Genomic DNA, 15,649 nt, shown 5'->3' with positions numbered 1-15,649 from the left:
CGGCATAAAGCCCAAAACGAAGCGGCGGGCTTCCGGCTCACTCTTCGAAGTCCATCTCCGAAGCCCGGAATACCCGCCGCTGCTCTTCTACCTCTGCGCGCTACGCTGAAAGATCCAGCGGTTCCACCAGCGCCGTCTTGATCGACTCCGCAGGATGCCTCATCCGAGCAGTCAGCTTCTGGTTATGCCTCACCCACTGCTGCTCCAGCTTCGTTAGCGCCCCATGAATCGCCGTTTCCATATCGGTCGATTGACACGTAGCCACCAGCGTCTGCCCGGAACAGAGCACCGCAATTTCAGCGATCTTCCTGTACTTGTCTTCGCTCAGAATCACGTGCGCGCTACAGAACGCACGATCCATCATGTTTCCTATCTGCTCCAGCCCAGCCTCTGCCTGGGCCTTCTGTTTGTTAGTGATCGTTGTATGACGTCCGGTGTACTCGATGTTCATTCCGTTCATTCATTCACCTCACACCAACATAAGACGCCTGACCTGCCCCCCGTGTCCACCCCCAACCGGTGCAAAAACTCACGGTCCATTCACAAAATTAACAAAACGGGACCTCATCCCTCTTCCCTGATCCCTGTTCCCTGCCTCACCGCACCCGCCTTTGGTGCGTCGACGGAATCGCCATGTCCTCCCGATACTTTGCCACCGTCCGCCGCGTGACCTTAATCCCTTCCTTCACCAGATCCGCCGCAAGCTGGTCATCCGTCAGCGGCTTACGCGGGTCCTCCGCCTCGATCATCGCCTTCACCTTTTTCTTCAAAAGCACCAGCGGCAGATCCCCGCCCTCCGGTCCGCCCACCCCCTCAGAGAAGAAAAACCGCAGTTCATACACCCCTTGCGTCGTGTGAACATACTTATTTGCCACCGCCCGGCTCACCGTTGAAGGATGGACCCCGATCTCCTCCGCCACCTCTTTGATCATCATCGGCTTCAGTCCCTGCTCGCCGAGCTCCAGAAACTCCGCCTGCCTCTCCACAATCGCCTCGCACGTCCGCACAATCGTGTTCTTCCTCTGCTCAATGTTCCGAAGCAGTTGGATCGCAGACTTATACCGTTCCTTGACGTACTCCTTGACCTCTTTCTCCGTCTGCTTCTCCTTCAGCATCTTGCGATAGCCATGGTTCAGCCTGAGCGTCGGCAGGTCCTCCTCGTTCATCAGCACGACATACACCCCGTCCCGCTTCACAAACGCCACATCCGGCTCAATGAGCCGCGTCTCCGCCTGGTTGTACCTCTGCCCAGGCCTCGGGTCCAGCGTACGGATAAAGTCCACCGCCGCCTGCACCTCCTCCGCCGTACGCCCGCAGCTTTTCGTCAGCTCCCGCATGTCCTTCTTCTGCAGCAGCACCAGAAAGTTCCGGACAATGGCTTCCGCCGTGGCAAACACATCCGTCCGATCCTCCACCGCCCTTCTCTGCGGAGCCAAAACCTCCCCATACTCCTCAAGCTCAAGCGAAGGATCCGAGTGCTCCATCTTCGCGGCCGTCTCATTCTCGTAAAGTTGGACATGTCGCCGCAGCACCATCTCCGCCTCGCGCCTCTGCGCTGACACCTGGATCAGCAGGCACTCTCGCAGATCCCGAGCCCCCACCCCCACCGGGTCCAGGTAATTCACAATCCCCCGCGCCGTCACCACGTCCCGCAGCGCCTGCTCCGGATCGCCATCCAGAGCCTCTGCCATCTCCTCATCCGAAGCCGTCAGATACCCGTTCTCATTCAGATTCCCCACCACCAGCTCAGCCGCCGCCTTTACCCCGCGCGTCAGCGTCAGCGCCCCCAACTGCCACTCCAGATGGTCGCTCAGCGTACTCGGCTGCGACAAAAAATGCTCAAACGAAGGCTTGTCCGACTCCTCGAAGTTCGAAGCCGTCTTATAACCAGGGTCCAGATACTCCTGAAAGTAGCTCCCGAAGTCGACCTCATCGAACGGATCTTTCTCCTCCGGAGCCCGCTCACTCTCCGCCACCACATCCTCCGCCGAACGCTCCCGGTCGCCTTCCATTCCCGACCGTTCATCCAGAGAGAGCGAAATCTCCTCCAGTTCCTCAAGAACCGGATTCTCGATCATCTCCGCGTTCAACATCTCCTTGAGCTCAAGCTTGTTCAGCGCCAGCACGCTGACCATCTGCACCAGCCCTGGCGTCAGCACCTGCCGTTGCGCCACTCGAAGATTCAGCTTAGGTTGCAACAATCTCGACCAACCTCACCCGAAAGCAATTCACGGGCCAAACCCAAAAATCGCCTTCTTGCACCAAAGTCTACACGCAGAATGGCATCTCTGACGCCATGGGAAAGAACCTTGAGCGCATCAAGAAAGTCCCAAATCGGAACTAAAAAGAAAGGCAACACCAGGAGCTCAACGCTGACCGCTCACCAACGGATGGCTCGCGGTGGAAGCAAACAAACGATCGCCCAGGCAAAGCGCCTATCGGAGCCCACCTCAATCCATCGAGAACTTCTCGCCCAGGTACACCCGCTTGACCTCTGGATCCCGGCCCAGTTCCCCCGGAGTTCCCGAACGAAAGATCTTCCCCTCATTGATGATGTAAGCCCGGTCCGTCACCGAAAGCGTCTCGCGCACGTTGTGGTCCGTAATCAGGACCCCAATTCCGCTCGCCTTCAACGCAAAGATAATCTGCTGCAGATCCAGCACCGCAATCGGATCGATCCCCGAAAATGGCTCATCCAGCAAAATAAATGCCGGCTGAATCGCCAGGCACCGCGCAATCTCCACCCTGCGCCGCTCGCCTCCGCTCAACGCATACCCCTGCGTCGTACGCACATGCCCCAGGTTCAACTGCTCAATCAGCTTTGCCGTCCTGGTGCGCCTGCTCTCCCAGCTCAGGTGCTGCGCCTCCAGCACCGCCAGAATATTCTCCTCCACCGTCAGCTTCCGAAAGATCGAAGGCTCCTGCGGCAGGTAACTGATGCCCTTCTTCCGAGCCCTCTGGTACATCGGCATCCGCGTAATATCGTCGCCATCGATCAGCACCCGGCCCGCATCCGGCCTCACCAGCCCGACGATCATATAAAAACTCGTCGTCTTTCCCGCCCCATTCGGCCCCAGCAGACCCACCACCTCGCCCTGCTCGATCGACACCGACACACCGCGCACCACCTGCCGCCCGGCGTACGACTTCCCAATCTCCTCCGTCTCCAGCCGCCGCATCGTCACTGCTTCACTCTCGTCTCCGTCCGCTTGCCCGCGGCCTTACCCTTCCCCTGTTCGATGCTCTCGCCCGTCACAACGACGCTGTCATCGCCCGAATGGAACCGGATCGACTCACCCGTCACCGTCCCGCGCGTCTCATCCTCCATTCTAGGCGGAGTCTCCTTCGTTCCCGTCAGCACAAACATCTGGTCGCTCGCCGTGTACACCAGCTCCTCACCCGCCCCGTGCTTACCCGGCTGATCGATCTCGACCTTTCCCACCGCCACCACACGCTCCACGCTCCCACCAAGAAAGGGCTGATCCGTCTTAGCGGTCTTGTCATTTCGTGGCGCAGCGGACGAACCCACTTCTAAGGTCTTCCCCACAGCTCCCGCCGTAGATGGTGGCTGCGAGAGATAAGCAGTCGCCTTCTGCGCCTTCATGCTTCCACCCGCGTCCTCAACCACCACTCCACCCGAAAACACCACCTCACGCAGCCCATCGGTATAGACCATCTCGCGACTCGCCACCCGTACCACACCAGGCCCCTTGCCGTCCTTCTTCGGGGCATCCGCCTTGGGCACAACGACAGCCTTCGCAGCCCCAACCAGAACCGTATGCACCACCATCCCCGGTCCAGGCCCATTCGCCGTGAGCCTCTTCACCCCCTCCTCAAACTTCAGCACCGGAGCCTGCACCTGCGATCCCCCCTGCCACAGCCGCGCCGGCTTCCCCGTCACGCCATAAAAGAAGGCCACATCGTCCGGAGCGTTCTTCGCACCCTTCACCACCGGCGTCCCCCGCTTCAGCTCTGCATGATCCGCCAGGACATGCACCGGCTCGCCATCCTTCCCATCCTTCGCCACCTGCGCATAGTTCACCCGAACCCCACCCTCGGCCGTAGCGTTCCCCGTCCCACGCTCGACCACCACCTTGCCGCCCCAAAGCGTGCTTCCCACATTCGTCAACTGCACACCGCCCGTCAGCGTCACCTGGTCCAGGTCCGCATCGAACGCCGCTCGATCCGCCGTCGCCCTTTCCTCCACCAGCACCGGAGCCGCACCCACCGTCTTCACCTTCATCCGTTTCCGCACCGTGGACACATGCCCCACCTGCACCGCACTCACCAGCTCCTCGGCTCCAGCCGCAACACTCGAAGCCGTTTTGGCCCTCCCTTTCACCGTAGCTGCGCGAAACAGCAGTTCCGTCGTATCCCCCGAACTCACCTCATCCACGCCCTCCGCATTCAACTGGTGCAATACCGTGTGCCCCGTTCCCTCCACCCGCTCCACCCGGTTCCCTGCCAGGAAGTGCGCCTTCAAATCGTCCCCCGTCATCTCGGTCCGCGTCTTCACTCCCTCGCTCACCGCAACAACCCGGGCTCCGCCTGTGGCCTCCGCATCTCGAATCTGCCTCTTCCCAGCCGGACCCGCGGCAGCTCCCAGCGCCACATCCACCGTCTGCCCACTCACATTCTTCTGGCTCCACGCATCGCTCGCCGCAGCCTTCTGCCGCATCTGCAGCTCAGCCCCACCCGTCATCACCATCCGGTCCGCCAGCCCCGCACCATCGAACACCACATGAGCCGCGTCGGACGTCCCCCGCGCATGCTTGGCGTCGTCATCATCCGTATAGACCACACCACCGTTGAACCGTGCGTCCTTGGCCTTCCCATTCGGCCAAAACGCCACGTCCGCCCGTGCCGACTGCAACAGTCCTCCCTCCGCCCGTGCGACCGACACATGTCCGTCCGCTTCCATCCTCTGCGGCTGCCCCGCCTGCGTCAGGTTCACCACCGCATGCTCAGCCTCGATCGTCTCCCCGGTCGTCACCGACTTCACCTGCGTCAAGTTCAGCACCTGCTGCCGGCGATTCCACTCCGCGCGGCTGGCCGTCATCACCACAGGCCCGCTCTTCGTCAGTCCATTCATCCTCACCGCCGACTGCAGCACCAGCACGCCGGAGTCCGCGTTATAGTCCGCCCCATGCGCCCAGCCCTTCATCTCCTTCTGTGAAAACTCGATATCCTCGCTCGTCGCCGCCACCCCCAGCTTTTCCAGATACACCAGCCCACTCGTCAGCACATGAATCATCCCGGCCTCGTCGCCCCCCACCGGCTGGTCTTTGCGCTCCCCATTCGCACTGGAGGCAGGAGCCTGCAGGTCCATATGCACCTCACCCACCCCCCTTACGATTCCCGCCTGCTGGTCGTACTCGAACTCGTTGCCATAGATCCGGTCGGTGCGGTCCTGCTTCCGCCCGTACAGCACGATCCCCACATCGTGCAGCGTGTACTTGCCATCCTGCTTCTGCTCCAGCTTGGCCGCATGCAGCGTAAACACGGTCCGCCCCTGCACCGTCTGCGACCATGTGTAGCCGTTGGCCTCCCGCGTAATATTCGCGCCCAACGTCTTCGGCAGGTTCTTGATAAAGTTTTTCGAGCGATAGTGCGCATAGGACAGAAATCCCGCGACCACCAGCACGAGCAAAGCCGCGACCGCGACCAGACCCAACCGAAGCTTCTCCACACTCGTACGCATCATTCGCCCTGACTATCTTCTCATCCGCATCCGATTGGACTCGTTTCGCCCCCTGTAGTTGCAGCCGCCATTAGTTTCCAGGCGGCTTTTCCGGATCCCTACTCCCGATCCAGCCTCCATGCCTTCACAGGAGTAAACTAGCCTCTATGGCCGATCAGCTCTACCTAAGCCTCTGGTTCCCGAACTTCCGCCTCGAAACCCTTCCGCAGGCTCTTACCGGCGTCCTTCGCCAGTTCGCGACCATCTCCGCCGACCCACGCGTCGCCGCGGCCTCGGCCTACCCCATCGACTTCACCGAGTCACCCACCTACCAGCGCATCTACGTCACCGACGACCGCGCCGCCGAGACCCCCGACACCCTCGCCGCAGCCATCGATTCCGCCGTCGCCGAAGCCACCGAGGGCCTTCACGACGACATGGCCTACGAGTTCGAGATGAAGTGGAACCTCTGGTTCCCCGAGGCCAAGGCTCCCGACGAAGAAGCCCCGGAACCCGACGATCTCCCCGACGACCTCGAAGACTCCTTCGAGGACATCGCCCCCCGCAAACAGCCCATTCCTTTCCCCTCCAAACCCGGGGAGGAAAAAACCATCGACGCTGGCTGGAAGCGCTACCCCACCAGCGTCCGCTTCATCGGATTCGGCCCGGAGTTCGAACAATCCGGATACGAGCAGAACGGCCACATCCGCGTCGACTTCGGCCTCGACACCCCCTGGGTGCTCGAAGACGAAGAACTCGACAAGAACGCCGCCAAGCACATCCAGCAGAACGTCGAGATGCTGCTCGCCTTCACCCTGCTCGTCGAGAAGCACTGCAACATCTCCAGCCGCCTCCTCTGGACCGAGTCCGGCGAACCCCTCGCCGAAAAACTCATCGCCCGCCTCCAGCGCCTGAACTAACCTTCAGTCGCTGGATTCCTCCCCGCGGTGCAGAATCATCTCGGCAATCTCCACCACCCGTTCCATCGACATCCCCTCTCTCTGGTCCCGCGCCAGCCCATGCGCCGGATCGATCACCGTGAAGTGCGGACGACGCCCCACAACCTGCGTCTCGACCATCACCTCCAGGTTGATCGTGTTCCCAAAGATAAACAGATCAGAGTCCAGGTATCCCTTGAATGCCGGCTCCACCTCGCGCCCCGGAGTCGACCAAAGCTCATTGCTACGGAAAAAGTCCTTGGGCCCAACCTCCGCCCAGACGCCCCAGATAAATGGCTCCTCCAACCCATGCACAGGCACAGGAATCCTCCCTCGGAGATAAAACTCCCTCCCATCGATCACGCACTGATCCGCCGTCATCACAATCCGCTCGTCGATCTCCTCCGGAGCCACCCGTAAAACCGCAAGCGGAGCCTTCACGCTATAGCTCAGCGGAAGCACATCATGGTGCAACCCGCACACCGAACAATCAAAACCCGTAGCCAGTTCACTTCCCATAAATCCCTCAAATCTCAAATCATCCCGACGGGTGCCCCATCCTGGCCCGGCTTTATCGAGCAGGGTGGGGTATCGAGCGCATCAAGCCCGCACTCCCTCAACCCGCCACAAACGCATGCCCCACCCGCGCTCAGGTGGGCCTAGCCGCAGAACCTACCCCGCCACCACAATCTCCGAAAACTCCGCGATCCCCGAGAAATCCCCCAGCACCTTACCCAGCAGCGCCAGCCGGTTCCCTCGCACCGCCTCATCCGGAGACATCACCATCACCGCCTCGAAGAACGCATCCACCTGCGGCCGAAGCCCGGCGATCGCCTCCAGCGCCCCGACATAGTCGCCAGCTCCACGCAGCGAAGCCACCCGCGGAGCCAACTCCGCCGCAGCCTCAGCCAGTGCCAGCTCCTCAGCATCCGTCAGCAAAGCAACATCGACCACCGCAGCAGCGGCGAAGCCCTTCTCCGCCGCCTGTGCAAGAATATTCTTCATCCTCTTGAAAGCCGACGACACCGCCGCAAAGTCCGCGCCGCCACGCACCGCCGTGACCGCCAAAGCCCGAGCCACGGCATCGCGCACATCATCCGCGCGGACCACCAGCACAGCCTTGACGACGTCGTAAGCCTGCCCCTTTGCCTCGCGCAGATAGAACTCCAAACGCTCCGCAAAGAAGACCTCGATTTTGCGCGAGAGCTCTTCCTGTCCGGAGGCAGCACGAAACGCCACATCGCCCAGCGTCAGACCAACGGGCATCTCAGCCAGAATCTTCACAATCCCGTTCGCAGCCCGCCGCAACGCAAACGGATCCTTCGATCCCGTCGGTTCCAGCCCCAGCCCGAACATCCCCGCAATCGTGTTCGCCTTGTCCGCAATCGCCAGCAAAGCCCCCTCGATCGACCGGGGAATCGAATCCTCCATCGACGTCGGTTTGTACTGGTCATAGATGGCCACAGCGGCCTTCTCCGAGATACCCTGAGCCCGCGCATATAAGCCGCCGATCACGCCCTGAAGCTCCGTAAACTCCTTTACCAATTCAGCCGTAAGATCGGTCTTCGCCAGCTTCGCGGCATCATGCAAAGCATTGAAGTCCGCCTGCACCCCACGCGTCTCAGCTTTCTCCAGCAGCAGACGGCAAAGCTGCCAAACCTGCTCCGACTTCTTCGCGTAACTTCCCAAATCCTTCTGAAACGTAACGTTCTCGAGCAGCGACATCCTGTCCAGCAAAGCCGTCCTCTGATCGAACTCCCAGAAGAACCGCGCATCGTTGAACCGCGCTCGCAGCACTCGCTCATTGCCATGCCGGATCACAGCCTGCCCAGCCTCATCGGCCTCCGTATTCAGCACCGCCAGGAAATAAGGAGCCAGCTTGCCCGCGGCATCCTCCACCGCAAAGTAGTTCTGGTGATCCCGCATCACCGTCACCAGCACCTCTTCCGGCAGATCCAGATACGCCGCATCGAAGCTGCCCAGAATCACCGAAGGCCACTCCGTCAGGTGCGTCATCTTGTCCACCAGCGCATGGTCCTCGCGCCACCGCATCGCTGGCACGGTCCTGCACACCCGGTCCAGCTCCTTGCGAATCCTGTGCCGCCGCGCCTCGACGTCGACGATGACCTTCGCCTCCAGCAGCTTCCCTTCATACTCCGCCGGCGCACTCAGCTCAACCCGCTCCGCGCCAAACAGCACCCGATGCCCATACGTAACATCGTTCGATACAAATCCCGCGAAGCCCACCGACAGCCCCTCGCCGCCCAGCATCGCCACCATCCAACGCACCGGACGCACAAACTTCTCCGGCTTTCCAGCACGCCAGTACATATTCTTCGCCCAGTAGATCCCCGCGAGCTCCTTCGGCAGTTCCGCCTGGATCACCTGCGCCGCCGTCTTCCCCGCCTTCACGACAGTAGCCGCCAGATACTCACCCTTGGCCGTCGTAACGGTCCTCAACTCCCCCACGCCTACGCCCGCCTTGCGCGCAAACGCCTCCGCCGCCGGAGTAGCCACGCCGTCCTTGTACGCGATCTTCGCCGAAGGCCCCATCATCTCCTCCGACAGGTCCTCCTGCTTCTCCGTAACATCCGAAACCAGCACCGCCAGCCGTCGCGGCGTAGAAAAGCTCTTGGCGACTGCGCCCGCCGCAACCAGCCTCTCCCGCTCCAGCAGCCCCGTCACCCGCTTCAACAACTCCGCCTCGGCACCCGCAATCATCCGCGCCGGAACCTCTTCCAAACCAATCTCAAACAAGAAATCCATAACCGAAACTCTCCGCCAGCCGTAGCTGTACTGTTCCCTAATCCCTTTTCCCTGCCGTCAGCGCCTCGCCCTGGCCCACATAAGCCTTAGCCACGCCCAGCACCAGCGTCCGAATTCGGGCCATCACACCAACCCGCTCCGTAACGGAAATCGCTCCCCGAGCATCCAGCAAATTGAACAGATGTGAGCACTTCAGCGCCAGCTCATAAGCCCCCAGCACCGGGAAACGCTTCGTCGTCAGCGCATCCATCCCGTCATAGCCCTTCGACGTCTCAAGGATCGCCAGGCACTCCTCTTCATACAGCTCCAGATGCTTCCAAAGCGAAGGCACGGAGGCATAGTCGAACCCATAGGCCGAAAACTGCTCTTCCTCCGCCAGCCGCATCTCCCCGTACGTCACTTCGCGCCCGGTATCCGGCTCCACGGCCCACACGATGTCATAGATCGAATCCACATCCTGCAGGAACCCTGCGATCCTCTCCAGCCCATACGTAATCTCCCCGCAGATCGGGTCCAGATCCATCCCGCCGCACTGCTGGAAGTACGTGAACTGCGTGATCTCCAGCCCGTCCAGCATCACCTGCCAGCCCACGCCCCAAGCCCCGCCAACCGGCCACTCCCAGTTGTCTTCCTCGAACTTGATGTCGTGTTCCTTAAGGTTGATCCCGATCGCCTCGAGCGATTCGAGATACATCTCCTGCACACGCGCCGGTGGCGGTTTCAGAATCACCTGAAACTGCGTATGCCGGAACAGACGGTTCGGATTCTCCCCGTACCGTCCGTCGGCCGGCCGACGCGAGGGCTGCGCATACGCAATCCGCACCGGCTTAGGCCCCAACACCCGCAGAAACGTATCCGGCGACATCGTCCCCGCGCCAACCTCCACGTCATACGGCTGCTGCAACACACATCCCCGCTCCGCCCAGAACCTCTGCAACGTGAACAACAGCTCCTGAAACGTCAACGCCTTCTTCTTCACTTCCACGCTCATAGTCACGCTTTCCAGCTCAAAAAGTTATCCCCTAAGTCTAGCGCACCACCGAAGAGATAGAGCCACCAACCTGGGTGCTACACGCTTGCCCTGAGCTTGCCGAACGGGTTTCGATTCTGAGATGTGGGTCTCTCCGCCGCGAACTCGTTCTCTTTCCCACCCATCCCACCCCGGCGTAAGATTCCACCCATGAACCGCCGCGACCTAATCACCAGCCTCTCCGCCCTGGCTCTAGCCCCCGCCGCCGAATCCCAGCCCCTCCCCAACCCCAGCGACCCCATCCTCGGCACCCCCCGCGTCTTCCTCTACGAAGATCTCCCCACCAGGAAGAACCCCAACGGAAGCGAATCCCGACAGGTCACCCAGGGCACCTTCCTCACCGGCGAGTACGTCTCCATCCACGAGTCCACCATCCCCGTCGGAGCCACCCCCAACCCCCTCCACCAGCACCGCCCCTCCGACATCCTCCTCATCCGCGAGGGCACCGTAGCCTTCGAGCACGACGGCAAATCGGAAAAAGTAGGCCCTGGCGGCGTCATCCTCGCCACCTCCATGACCGCCCACACCATCCGCAACATCGGCAACGTCCCCGCCCGCTACTTCGTCATCGGAGTAAGCCACGAGTCCCCCAAGCAACTCGTCTAGGCCGCGACCGGCGGAACCTTCTTCCGCATCGCGGCCGGCCGCCGCGCCGTCATCGCCTGCGTCATCCAGGCCCGCACCGGCCCATCGTAGAACCGGTCGAGAATCAGTGCCAGTCCCATCAGCGTCCCCAGGTAGAGCGTCCCGGACACCCAACTCGACGTGAGCTCCCCGTGTCCCGGAACCAGCATCCAAACCCGGTTCAAAAACTGGTACCAGGGCTCCTGCACCACATACACCGCGTACGAAGCCACACCAAGCGCACGAAACGTCCCCACCAACACCTGCGGTGGCTCCGTCGAAACCCCCAGCAGCAAAATCACAGGAAACACCACCACCACGCACACCAATTCATACAACGCTATCCTCGCCTGCGGAACCGGAATAACCAGCACGCCCAGCAGAAGAGCCACCACACACACCGAGGGAAGCTTCACCCTCACCCAGCCCGACCTCCACACCCGGTACAGCAACATCCCCGATGTATATCCGAACAGCAGACGCACCAGCCCCCACACTGCATGCGGATTCCGCACCCCATAGTTGATCGATCGAAAGTGGAACAAGAGCGCGCAAAGCCCCAAAAAACCCGCAACCGTGAACGCCGCGACAAACCGCCAACTCCGCCGCCGAAACACGGACGCATGCACCACATTCGCCACGATCTCGAAGATCACCGACCACAGCGGAAAATTCAGCGGATACAAAACCCAGCGGTTCCAGAAGATCGGCACCAGCAGCAGCCCCAGCCCCAGCCTGCTCAACGACTGCGCTTGCCACATCGACGCCATGCCGACCGTCGAGATCATCGCGTACGATACGCATCCCATCAGCATCGCCAGACCATACAACGGATACAACCGCACCAGCCGCACCTTCAGAAACTCCCTCGTCGGCCAGCCGCTATCCAGCCTCTTCTGGTACGCGAACGTCAACACAAACCCGCTCAGCAGAAAGAAAAAGTCCACCGCCAGGTGCCCATGGGATGCATGAAATCGTCCCAGAATTCCTGCACGATGAAGCACCACAACGCCCAGAGCGGCGATGCCACGCATACCATCGAGCGTCGTGAAAAGCCGAGGCTGATTCAAGCCTCTTCTTATAGGGAATCACGGCCAGGAAAGATGGTTTGTATTGCTCACTCTGAGAAAAGAACACGCCTCGCGTCTCTCCATGGAGGCCGCACCTCCCTACCCCAGAAGAAGAACGCGGTCGTCCTTACCGGCAAAAGAAGACGGGCAAAAAAGGCAGAGAAGAACCAGGCGTTTGCCTGTTTCTCTCTGCCTCTCATTCCATCGTACATTTCACTTACCGAAGCAGCGAAGACCTACCGCAGCCGGGTACCCACGGCGATCTCTTCCCCGAACGTAGCCAGCACCGGCTTCCCGTTCTCGCCCTCGCTCGCCGCCAGCAACATCCCACGCGACTCCAACCCCCGCATCTTCCGCGGGGCCAGGTTCGCGATAATCACGATCTTCCGCCCAATCAGATCCTCCGGCGTATACCACTCCGCGATCCCCGAAAGAATCTGCCTCTTCTCATACCCCAGGTCCACCTCCAAACGAAGCAGCTTGTCGGCCTTCGGAATCCTCTCCGCGACCACAATCTGCGCCACCCGCAGATCCACCTTCACAAAATCGTCAATCGCAATCTGCGGAGTATCCGGCACAGCCGAAGCCAACGCTGAGGCCGCAAACACCCCCGAAGCCACAGCCTCCGTATGCGAAGGCGTCCCCACCCGCTCCGTCGACTCTGCGGCCGATCCCCCAACATGCGCACCCGCGCCCTCTTCCCCAAACGTCCGTGGCCCAGCCGCCGGATGCGTCGCATCCACAACGGGAGCCGCCGGCACAACCTCATCGGTAAACGCAGACTTCGGAACCACCTTGTTCGCTTCCACTTCACTCATAACCTGAATCAATCCTTTATCCGCTCGCGGAAAAATAGGGGCAAGCACCCCAAGCTTCGTACCGGGCTTCAAACCGCCCCACTGCAAATCCTTCAACTCACCGTTTCTGGCGGCCTCTTCAATATCCCCAAGCCCAAGCTGCTCCCAAACCTTAGAAGTCGCATACGGCATTACCGGATACAACAATCCGGTAATGATCTGGATCGCCTGTGCGGAGCAGTACAGAACTTCTTCAAGCTCACGTCGCGCTTCAACGCTATCCTGTTTCGCCAATTTCCAAGGTGCCCTGGAAGAAATGTATCCATCAGCCAAGGCAATGATCTTTTGAATCTCTGCGAGCAGAGCGTTCAGTGCAAACCCAGAGTAGAGTTCGCTCTGAAATTTCGACAAGCTGACCGTGTTTCGCACTAATTGATAAAGCGTCTCAAAAGGCGTTTGGTTGCCTGACCACATCGCCTCAGGATTCGACCTTCCGAATGCATATGACTCCCAAGCTTCCTCATCACGATCTACGTCAGGAACTGCTGGAAGATCAACATAAGGAATCACAGATTGAAGGCTTTGTTCAATCAGCTTCAGCGTCCGGCTCACCAGATTCCCATACCCGTTCGCCAAATCCGCGTTATACCGCGTCACCAGCGAGTCGAACGAGAAGCTCCCATCCTGCCCAAACGGAATCTCCCGCAGCAGAAAATACCGCAGCACATCCGCCCCAAAAAGATCCTGCTCCTTCTTCGGCAGATCCGGCTTCAAACCACCAAACGCATCCAGAATCGTCTCCGTCCGAACGACGTTCCCTTTGGACTTCGACATCTTCGACTCTTCAAACAGCAGCCACCCATTCGCCACAATCGACTTCGGAATCGGCAGCCCAGCCGCCATCAAAAACGCCGGCCAATACACACAGTGAAACCGGATAATCTCCTTACCGACAAGGTGCAAATCCGCCGGCCAGTACTTCTCAAACTTGGCAATCTCCGCCGGCTCATCCGAGCCATACCCAACGCCCGTCATGTAGTTCACCAGCGCATCGAACCACACATAAATCACATGCTCTTCATCGCCCGGAACCGGCACGCCCCACTTGAAGCTCGTCCGTGAGATCGACTGATCCTTCAGTCCGCTCTTCACAAACGAGAGCACCTCATTCCGCCGAGCCTCCGGCTGAATCAGCAACTCACCCGACTCGATCAGCCCCGCCAGCCTCTCCCCATACTCCGAAAGCTTGAAGTAGTAGTTCGACTCCGTGATCGTCTCCGTCATGTTCCCGCAGTCAGGGCACCGCTCCCCCTGCGCAACATCGACGAACGCCTCATCCGACACGCAATACTGCCCCGTATACGTATCCAGGTAAATCGCCCCGCGCTCCTTCAGCGCGGCAAACAGCTTCTGCACGCCCTTCTTATGCCGCTCCTCGGTCGTGCGAATGAACCCATCATGCGTAATCCCCATCCGCTTCCAAAGGTCCGAGAACGTCTTCGACACCCCATCGGCAAACTCCTGCGGAGGCACACCCGCCGCTGCCGCCGACCGCTCGATCTTCTGCCCGTGCTCATCGGTCCCGGTCAGGAAATACGTGTCGTCCCCCAGCAGCCGGTGACGCCGCGCAATCACGTCCCCCACAATCGTCGAGTAGGCATGCCCGATGTGCGGCCGGGCGTTCACGTAGTAAATCGGGGTCGTCAGGTAAAACTTCTGCGGGGCGGACTGTGCAATATCAGACATGGGAACCCTAAGTTTATCAGTCCCGTCCAGAAGCACAGGTTGGACGTGATCGCCATGCAAAAAACCATGGTTGCATGGACCGAAAACTGCTGGTAAATGCCGAAAACACCACGGATGGGTCTGACCTGTTTGAAGGAGAGGATCGAAGCGGTCAGACCAAACGCGGCGTTAGACCGTCGCCGTCTCGGTGGCTGAAGCCCCCTCGAGAGCCGCAGCCTCGATCTCCTGCGCCGTCCTGGCCATCTTCAAATGCTGCTCCATCGTGGACTTCGCCAGCGCCGCGTTCTTTGCCCGGATTGCCCGGAAGATCTCCCGGTGCATCTCCGACGACTCCTTCAAATCGGCCGCCTGGCCCACCGTCGTCTGGCGCGAATCGTACATATTTGCCGTAATCGTCTCCATCAGCGCACCCAGAATCGGGTTGCCCGAGGCCCGCGCAATGGTCCGGTGGAACCGCACGTCGTGGATCAGATACTCCTGCGGATCGTCCAGCGCCGCGTACATCTCGGCGACCTCTTCGGCCAGCTCCGTCAGATGCTCCTCGGTCGCCCGCTCCGCAGCCAGGGCCGCCACATTGGCCTCCAGCACCAGACGCGCCTCGAACATCTGCTCGGCCTTGAAGCCATGCAGCGTCCCGAGGATATTCAGCGAGCTCGAATCCAGCGCCGGTGGCCCCGAGGACACGAACGTCCCCGCGCCATGCCGCGACTTCAACACACCCATCGCCGAAAGAAACCCAATTCCCGCCCGCAGCGACGAGCGCGAGATCTTCAGTTCTCTCGCCAGTTCCCGCTCCGGCGGCAGCCTGTCGCCCGGACGAAGCTGTCCCGAACCGATCAGCGCGCGAACGTGCTCGACCACCTGGAGGGTAAGTTGGCTGTGAGAGGCGGGCTCGTCATGGTGCTCTTTTTTCACGGAAGTCAGTGCTCCTGAACACAATCGAAATCAAACAAAACAAGCGCGCACTCGCGCCCCGGAACCGGTAGAAAACGACACGG

General features: G+C 60.5%; 12 protein-coding genes. 2 read left to right on the top strand and 10 right to left on the bottom strand.

Features of this window, described 5'->3' with window-relative positions; genetic code table 11:
- Positions 1–100 precede the first annotated feature (100 nt).
- The 4 genes from hpf to BM400_RS09885 all read right to left on the bottom strand — a co-directional run bounded on the left by hpf (position 101) and on the right by BM400_RS09885 (position 5,704).
- Positions 101–460, bottom strand: a complete 360-nt coding sequence (gene hpf, locus BM400_RS09900) for a ribosome hibernation-promoting factor, HPF/YfiA family (protein WP_245781794.1) — start codon at positions 458–460, stop codon at positions 101–103.
- Between the two features lie 136 nt (positions 461–596).
- On the bottom strand, positions 597–2,174 hold the full coding sequence (locus BM400_RS09895) for an RNA polymerase factor sigma-54 (protein ID WP_245781793.1): 1,578 nt from the start codon (positions 2,172–2,174) through the stop codon (positions 597–599).
- A 276-nt stretch (positions 2,175–2,450) separates the two neighbouring features.
- A complete protein-coding gene (gene lptB, locus BM400_RS09890; protein ID WP_089838917.1) occupies positions 2,451–3,179 on the bottom strand; it encodes an LPS export ABC transporter ATP-binding protein in 729 nt (242 codons plus the stop codon).
- A gap of 2 nt (positions 3,180–3,181) precedes the next feature.
- Entirely contained in the window at positions 3,182–5,704 is a 2,523-nt protein-coding gene (locus tag BM400_RS09885) for an LptA/OstA family protein (RefSeq protein ID WP_089838915.1), read from the bottom strand.
- A 143-nt stretch (positions 5,705–5,847) separates the two neighbouring features.
- On the opposite strand from BM400_RS09885, the gene BM400_RS09880 reads away from it, so the two are divergent.
- Complete coding sequence (locus BM400_RS09880) at positions 5,848–6,600, top strand: hypothetical protein (protein ID WP_089838913.1); 753 nt, start codon at positions 5,848–5,850, stop codon at positions 6,598–6,600.
- A gap of 3 nt (positions 6,601–6,603) precedes the next feature.
- Here the strand turns inward: BM400_RS09880 and BM400_RS09875 are convergent, their stop codons facing one another.
- The 3 genes from BM400_RS09875 to BM400_RS09865 form a co-directional block, all read right to left on the bottom strand.
- Positions 6,604–7,137 carry a DUF2199 domain-containing protein gene (locus BM400_RS09875; RefSeq protein WP_089838911.1) on the bottom strand — a complete coding sequence of 178 codons (534 nt, stop codon included), beginning with the start codon at positions 7,135–7,137 and terminating at the stop codon, positions 6,604–6,606.
- A 153-nt stretch (positions 7,138–7,290) separates the two neighbouring features.
- Complete coding sequence (gene glyS / locus BM400_RS09870; protein WP_089838910.1) at positions 7,291–9,384, bottom strand: glycine--tRNA ligase subunit beta; 2,094 nt, start codon at positions 9,382–9,384, stop codon at positions 7,291–7,293.
- A 37-nt stretch (positions 9,385–9,421) separates the two neighbouring features.
- On the bottom strand, positions 9,422–10,375 hold the full coding sequence (locus BM400_RS09865) for a glycine--tRNA ligase subunit alpha (RefSeq protein WP_089838908.1): 954 nt from the start codon (positions 10,373–10,375) through the stop codon (positions 9,422–9,424).
- A gap of 189 nt (positions 10,376–10,564) precedes the next feature.
- Between BM400_RS09865 and BM400_RS22810 the strand changes: the two genes are divergently transcribed.
- Positions 10,565–11,020 (top strand): cupin domain-containing protein, encoded by a 456-nt coding sequence (locus BM400_RS22810; protein ID WP_089838906.1) that lies wholly within the window; start codon positions 10,565–10,567, stop codon positions 11,018–11,020.
- On the opposite strand, the gene BM400_RS09855 is transcribed toward BM400_RS22810, so the two are convergent.
- The 3 genes from BM400_RS09855 to BM400_RS09845 form a co-directional block, all read right to left on the bottom strand.
- On the bottom strand, positions 11,017–12,108 hold the full coding sequence (locus BM400_RS09855; protein ID WP_089838904.1) for an acyltransferase family protein: 1,092 nt from the start codon (positions 12,106–12,108) through the stop codon (positions 11,017–11,019). The genes BM400_RS22810 and BM400_RS09855 overlap by 4 nt on opposite strands.
- A 236-nt stretch (positions 12,109–12,344) precedes the next feature.
- The gene (gene metG, locus BM400_RS09850; protein ID WP_089838903.1) at positions 12,345–14,651 is read right to left on the bottom strand and encodes a methionine--tRNA ligase; all 2,307 of its coding nucleotides are present in this window, start codon (positions 14,649–14,651) and stop codon (positions 12,345–12,347) included.
- A gap of 168 nt (positions 14,652–14,819) precedes the next feature.
- Complete coding sequence (locus tag BM400_RS09845; protein WP_245781792.1) at positions 14,820–15,566, bottom strand: FadR/GntR family transcriptional regulator; 747 nt, start codon at positions 15,564–15,566, stop codon at positions 14,820–14,822.
- Between the last annotated feature and the right edge of the window lie 83 nt (positions 15,567–15,649).

Source organism: Granulicella pectinivorans, assembly GCF_900114625.1.
Classification (GTDB): Bacteria; Acidobacteriota; Terriglobia; order Terriglobales; family Acidobacteriaceae; genus Edaphobacter; species Edaphobacter pectinivorans.
This window is presented reverse-complemented; position numbering and strand designations above follow the sequence as displayed.

What these genes read in the sequence shown, in the direction of transcription:
- hpf (WP_245781794.1), bottom strand. Translation starts at nt 460, where the DNA reads ATGAACGGAATGAACATCGAGTACACCGGACGTCATACAACGATCACT.
- lptB (WP_089838917.1), bottom strand. Translation starts at nt 3,179, where the DNA reads ATGCGGCGGCTGGAGACGGAGGAGATTGGGAAGTCGTACGCCGGGCGG.
- BM400_RS09885 (WP_089838915.1), bottom strand. Translation starts at nt 5,704, where the DNA reads ATGATGCGTACGAGTGTGGAGAAGCTTCGGTTGGGTCTGGTCGCGGTC.
- BM400_RS09880 (WP_089838913.1), top strand. Translation starts at nt 5,848, where the DNA reads ATGGCCGATCAGCTCTACCTAAGCCTCTGGTTCCCGAACTTCCGCCTC.
- BM400_RS09875 (WP_089838911.1), bottom strand. Translation starts at nt 7,137, where the DNA reads ATGGGAAGTGAACTGGCTACGGGTTTTGATTGTTCGGTGTGCGGGTTG.
- glyS (WP_089838910.1), bottom strand. Translation starts at nt 9,384, where the DNA reads ATGGATTTCTTGTTTGAGATTGGTTTGGAAGAGGTTCCGGCGCGGATG.
- BM400_RS09865 (WP_089838908.1), bottom strand. Translation starts at nt 10,375, where the DNA reads ATGAGCGTGGAAGTGAAGAAGAAGGCGTTGACGTTTCAGGAGCTGTTG.
- BM400_RS22810 (WP_089838906.1), top strand. Translation starts at nt 10,565, where the DNA reads ATGAACCGCCGCGACCTAATCACCAGCCTCTCCGCCCTGGCTCTAGCC.
- metG (WP_089838903.1), bottom strand. Translation starts at nt 14,651, where the DNA reads ATGTCTGATATTGCACAGTCCGCCCCGCAGAAGTTTTACCTGACGACC.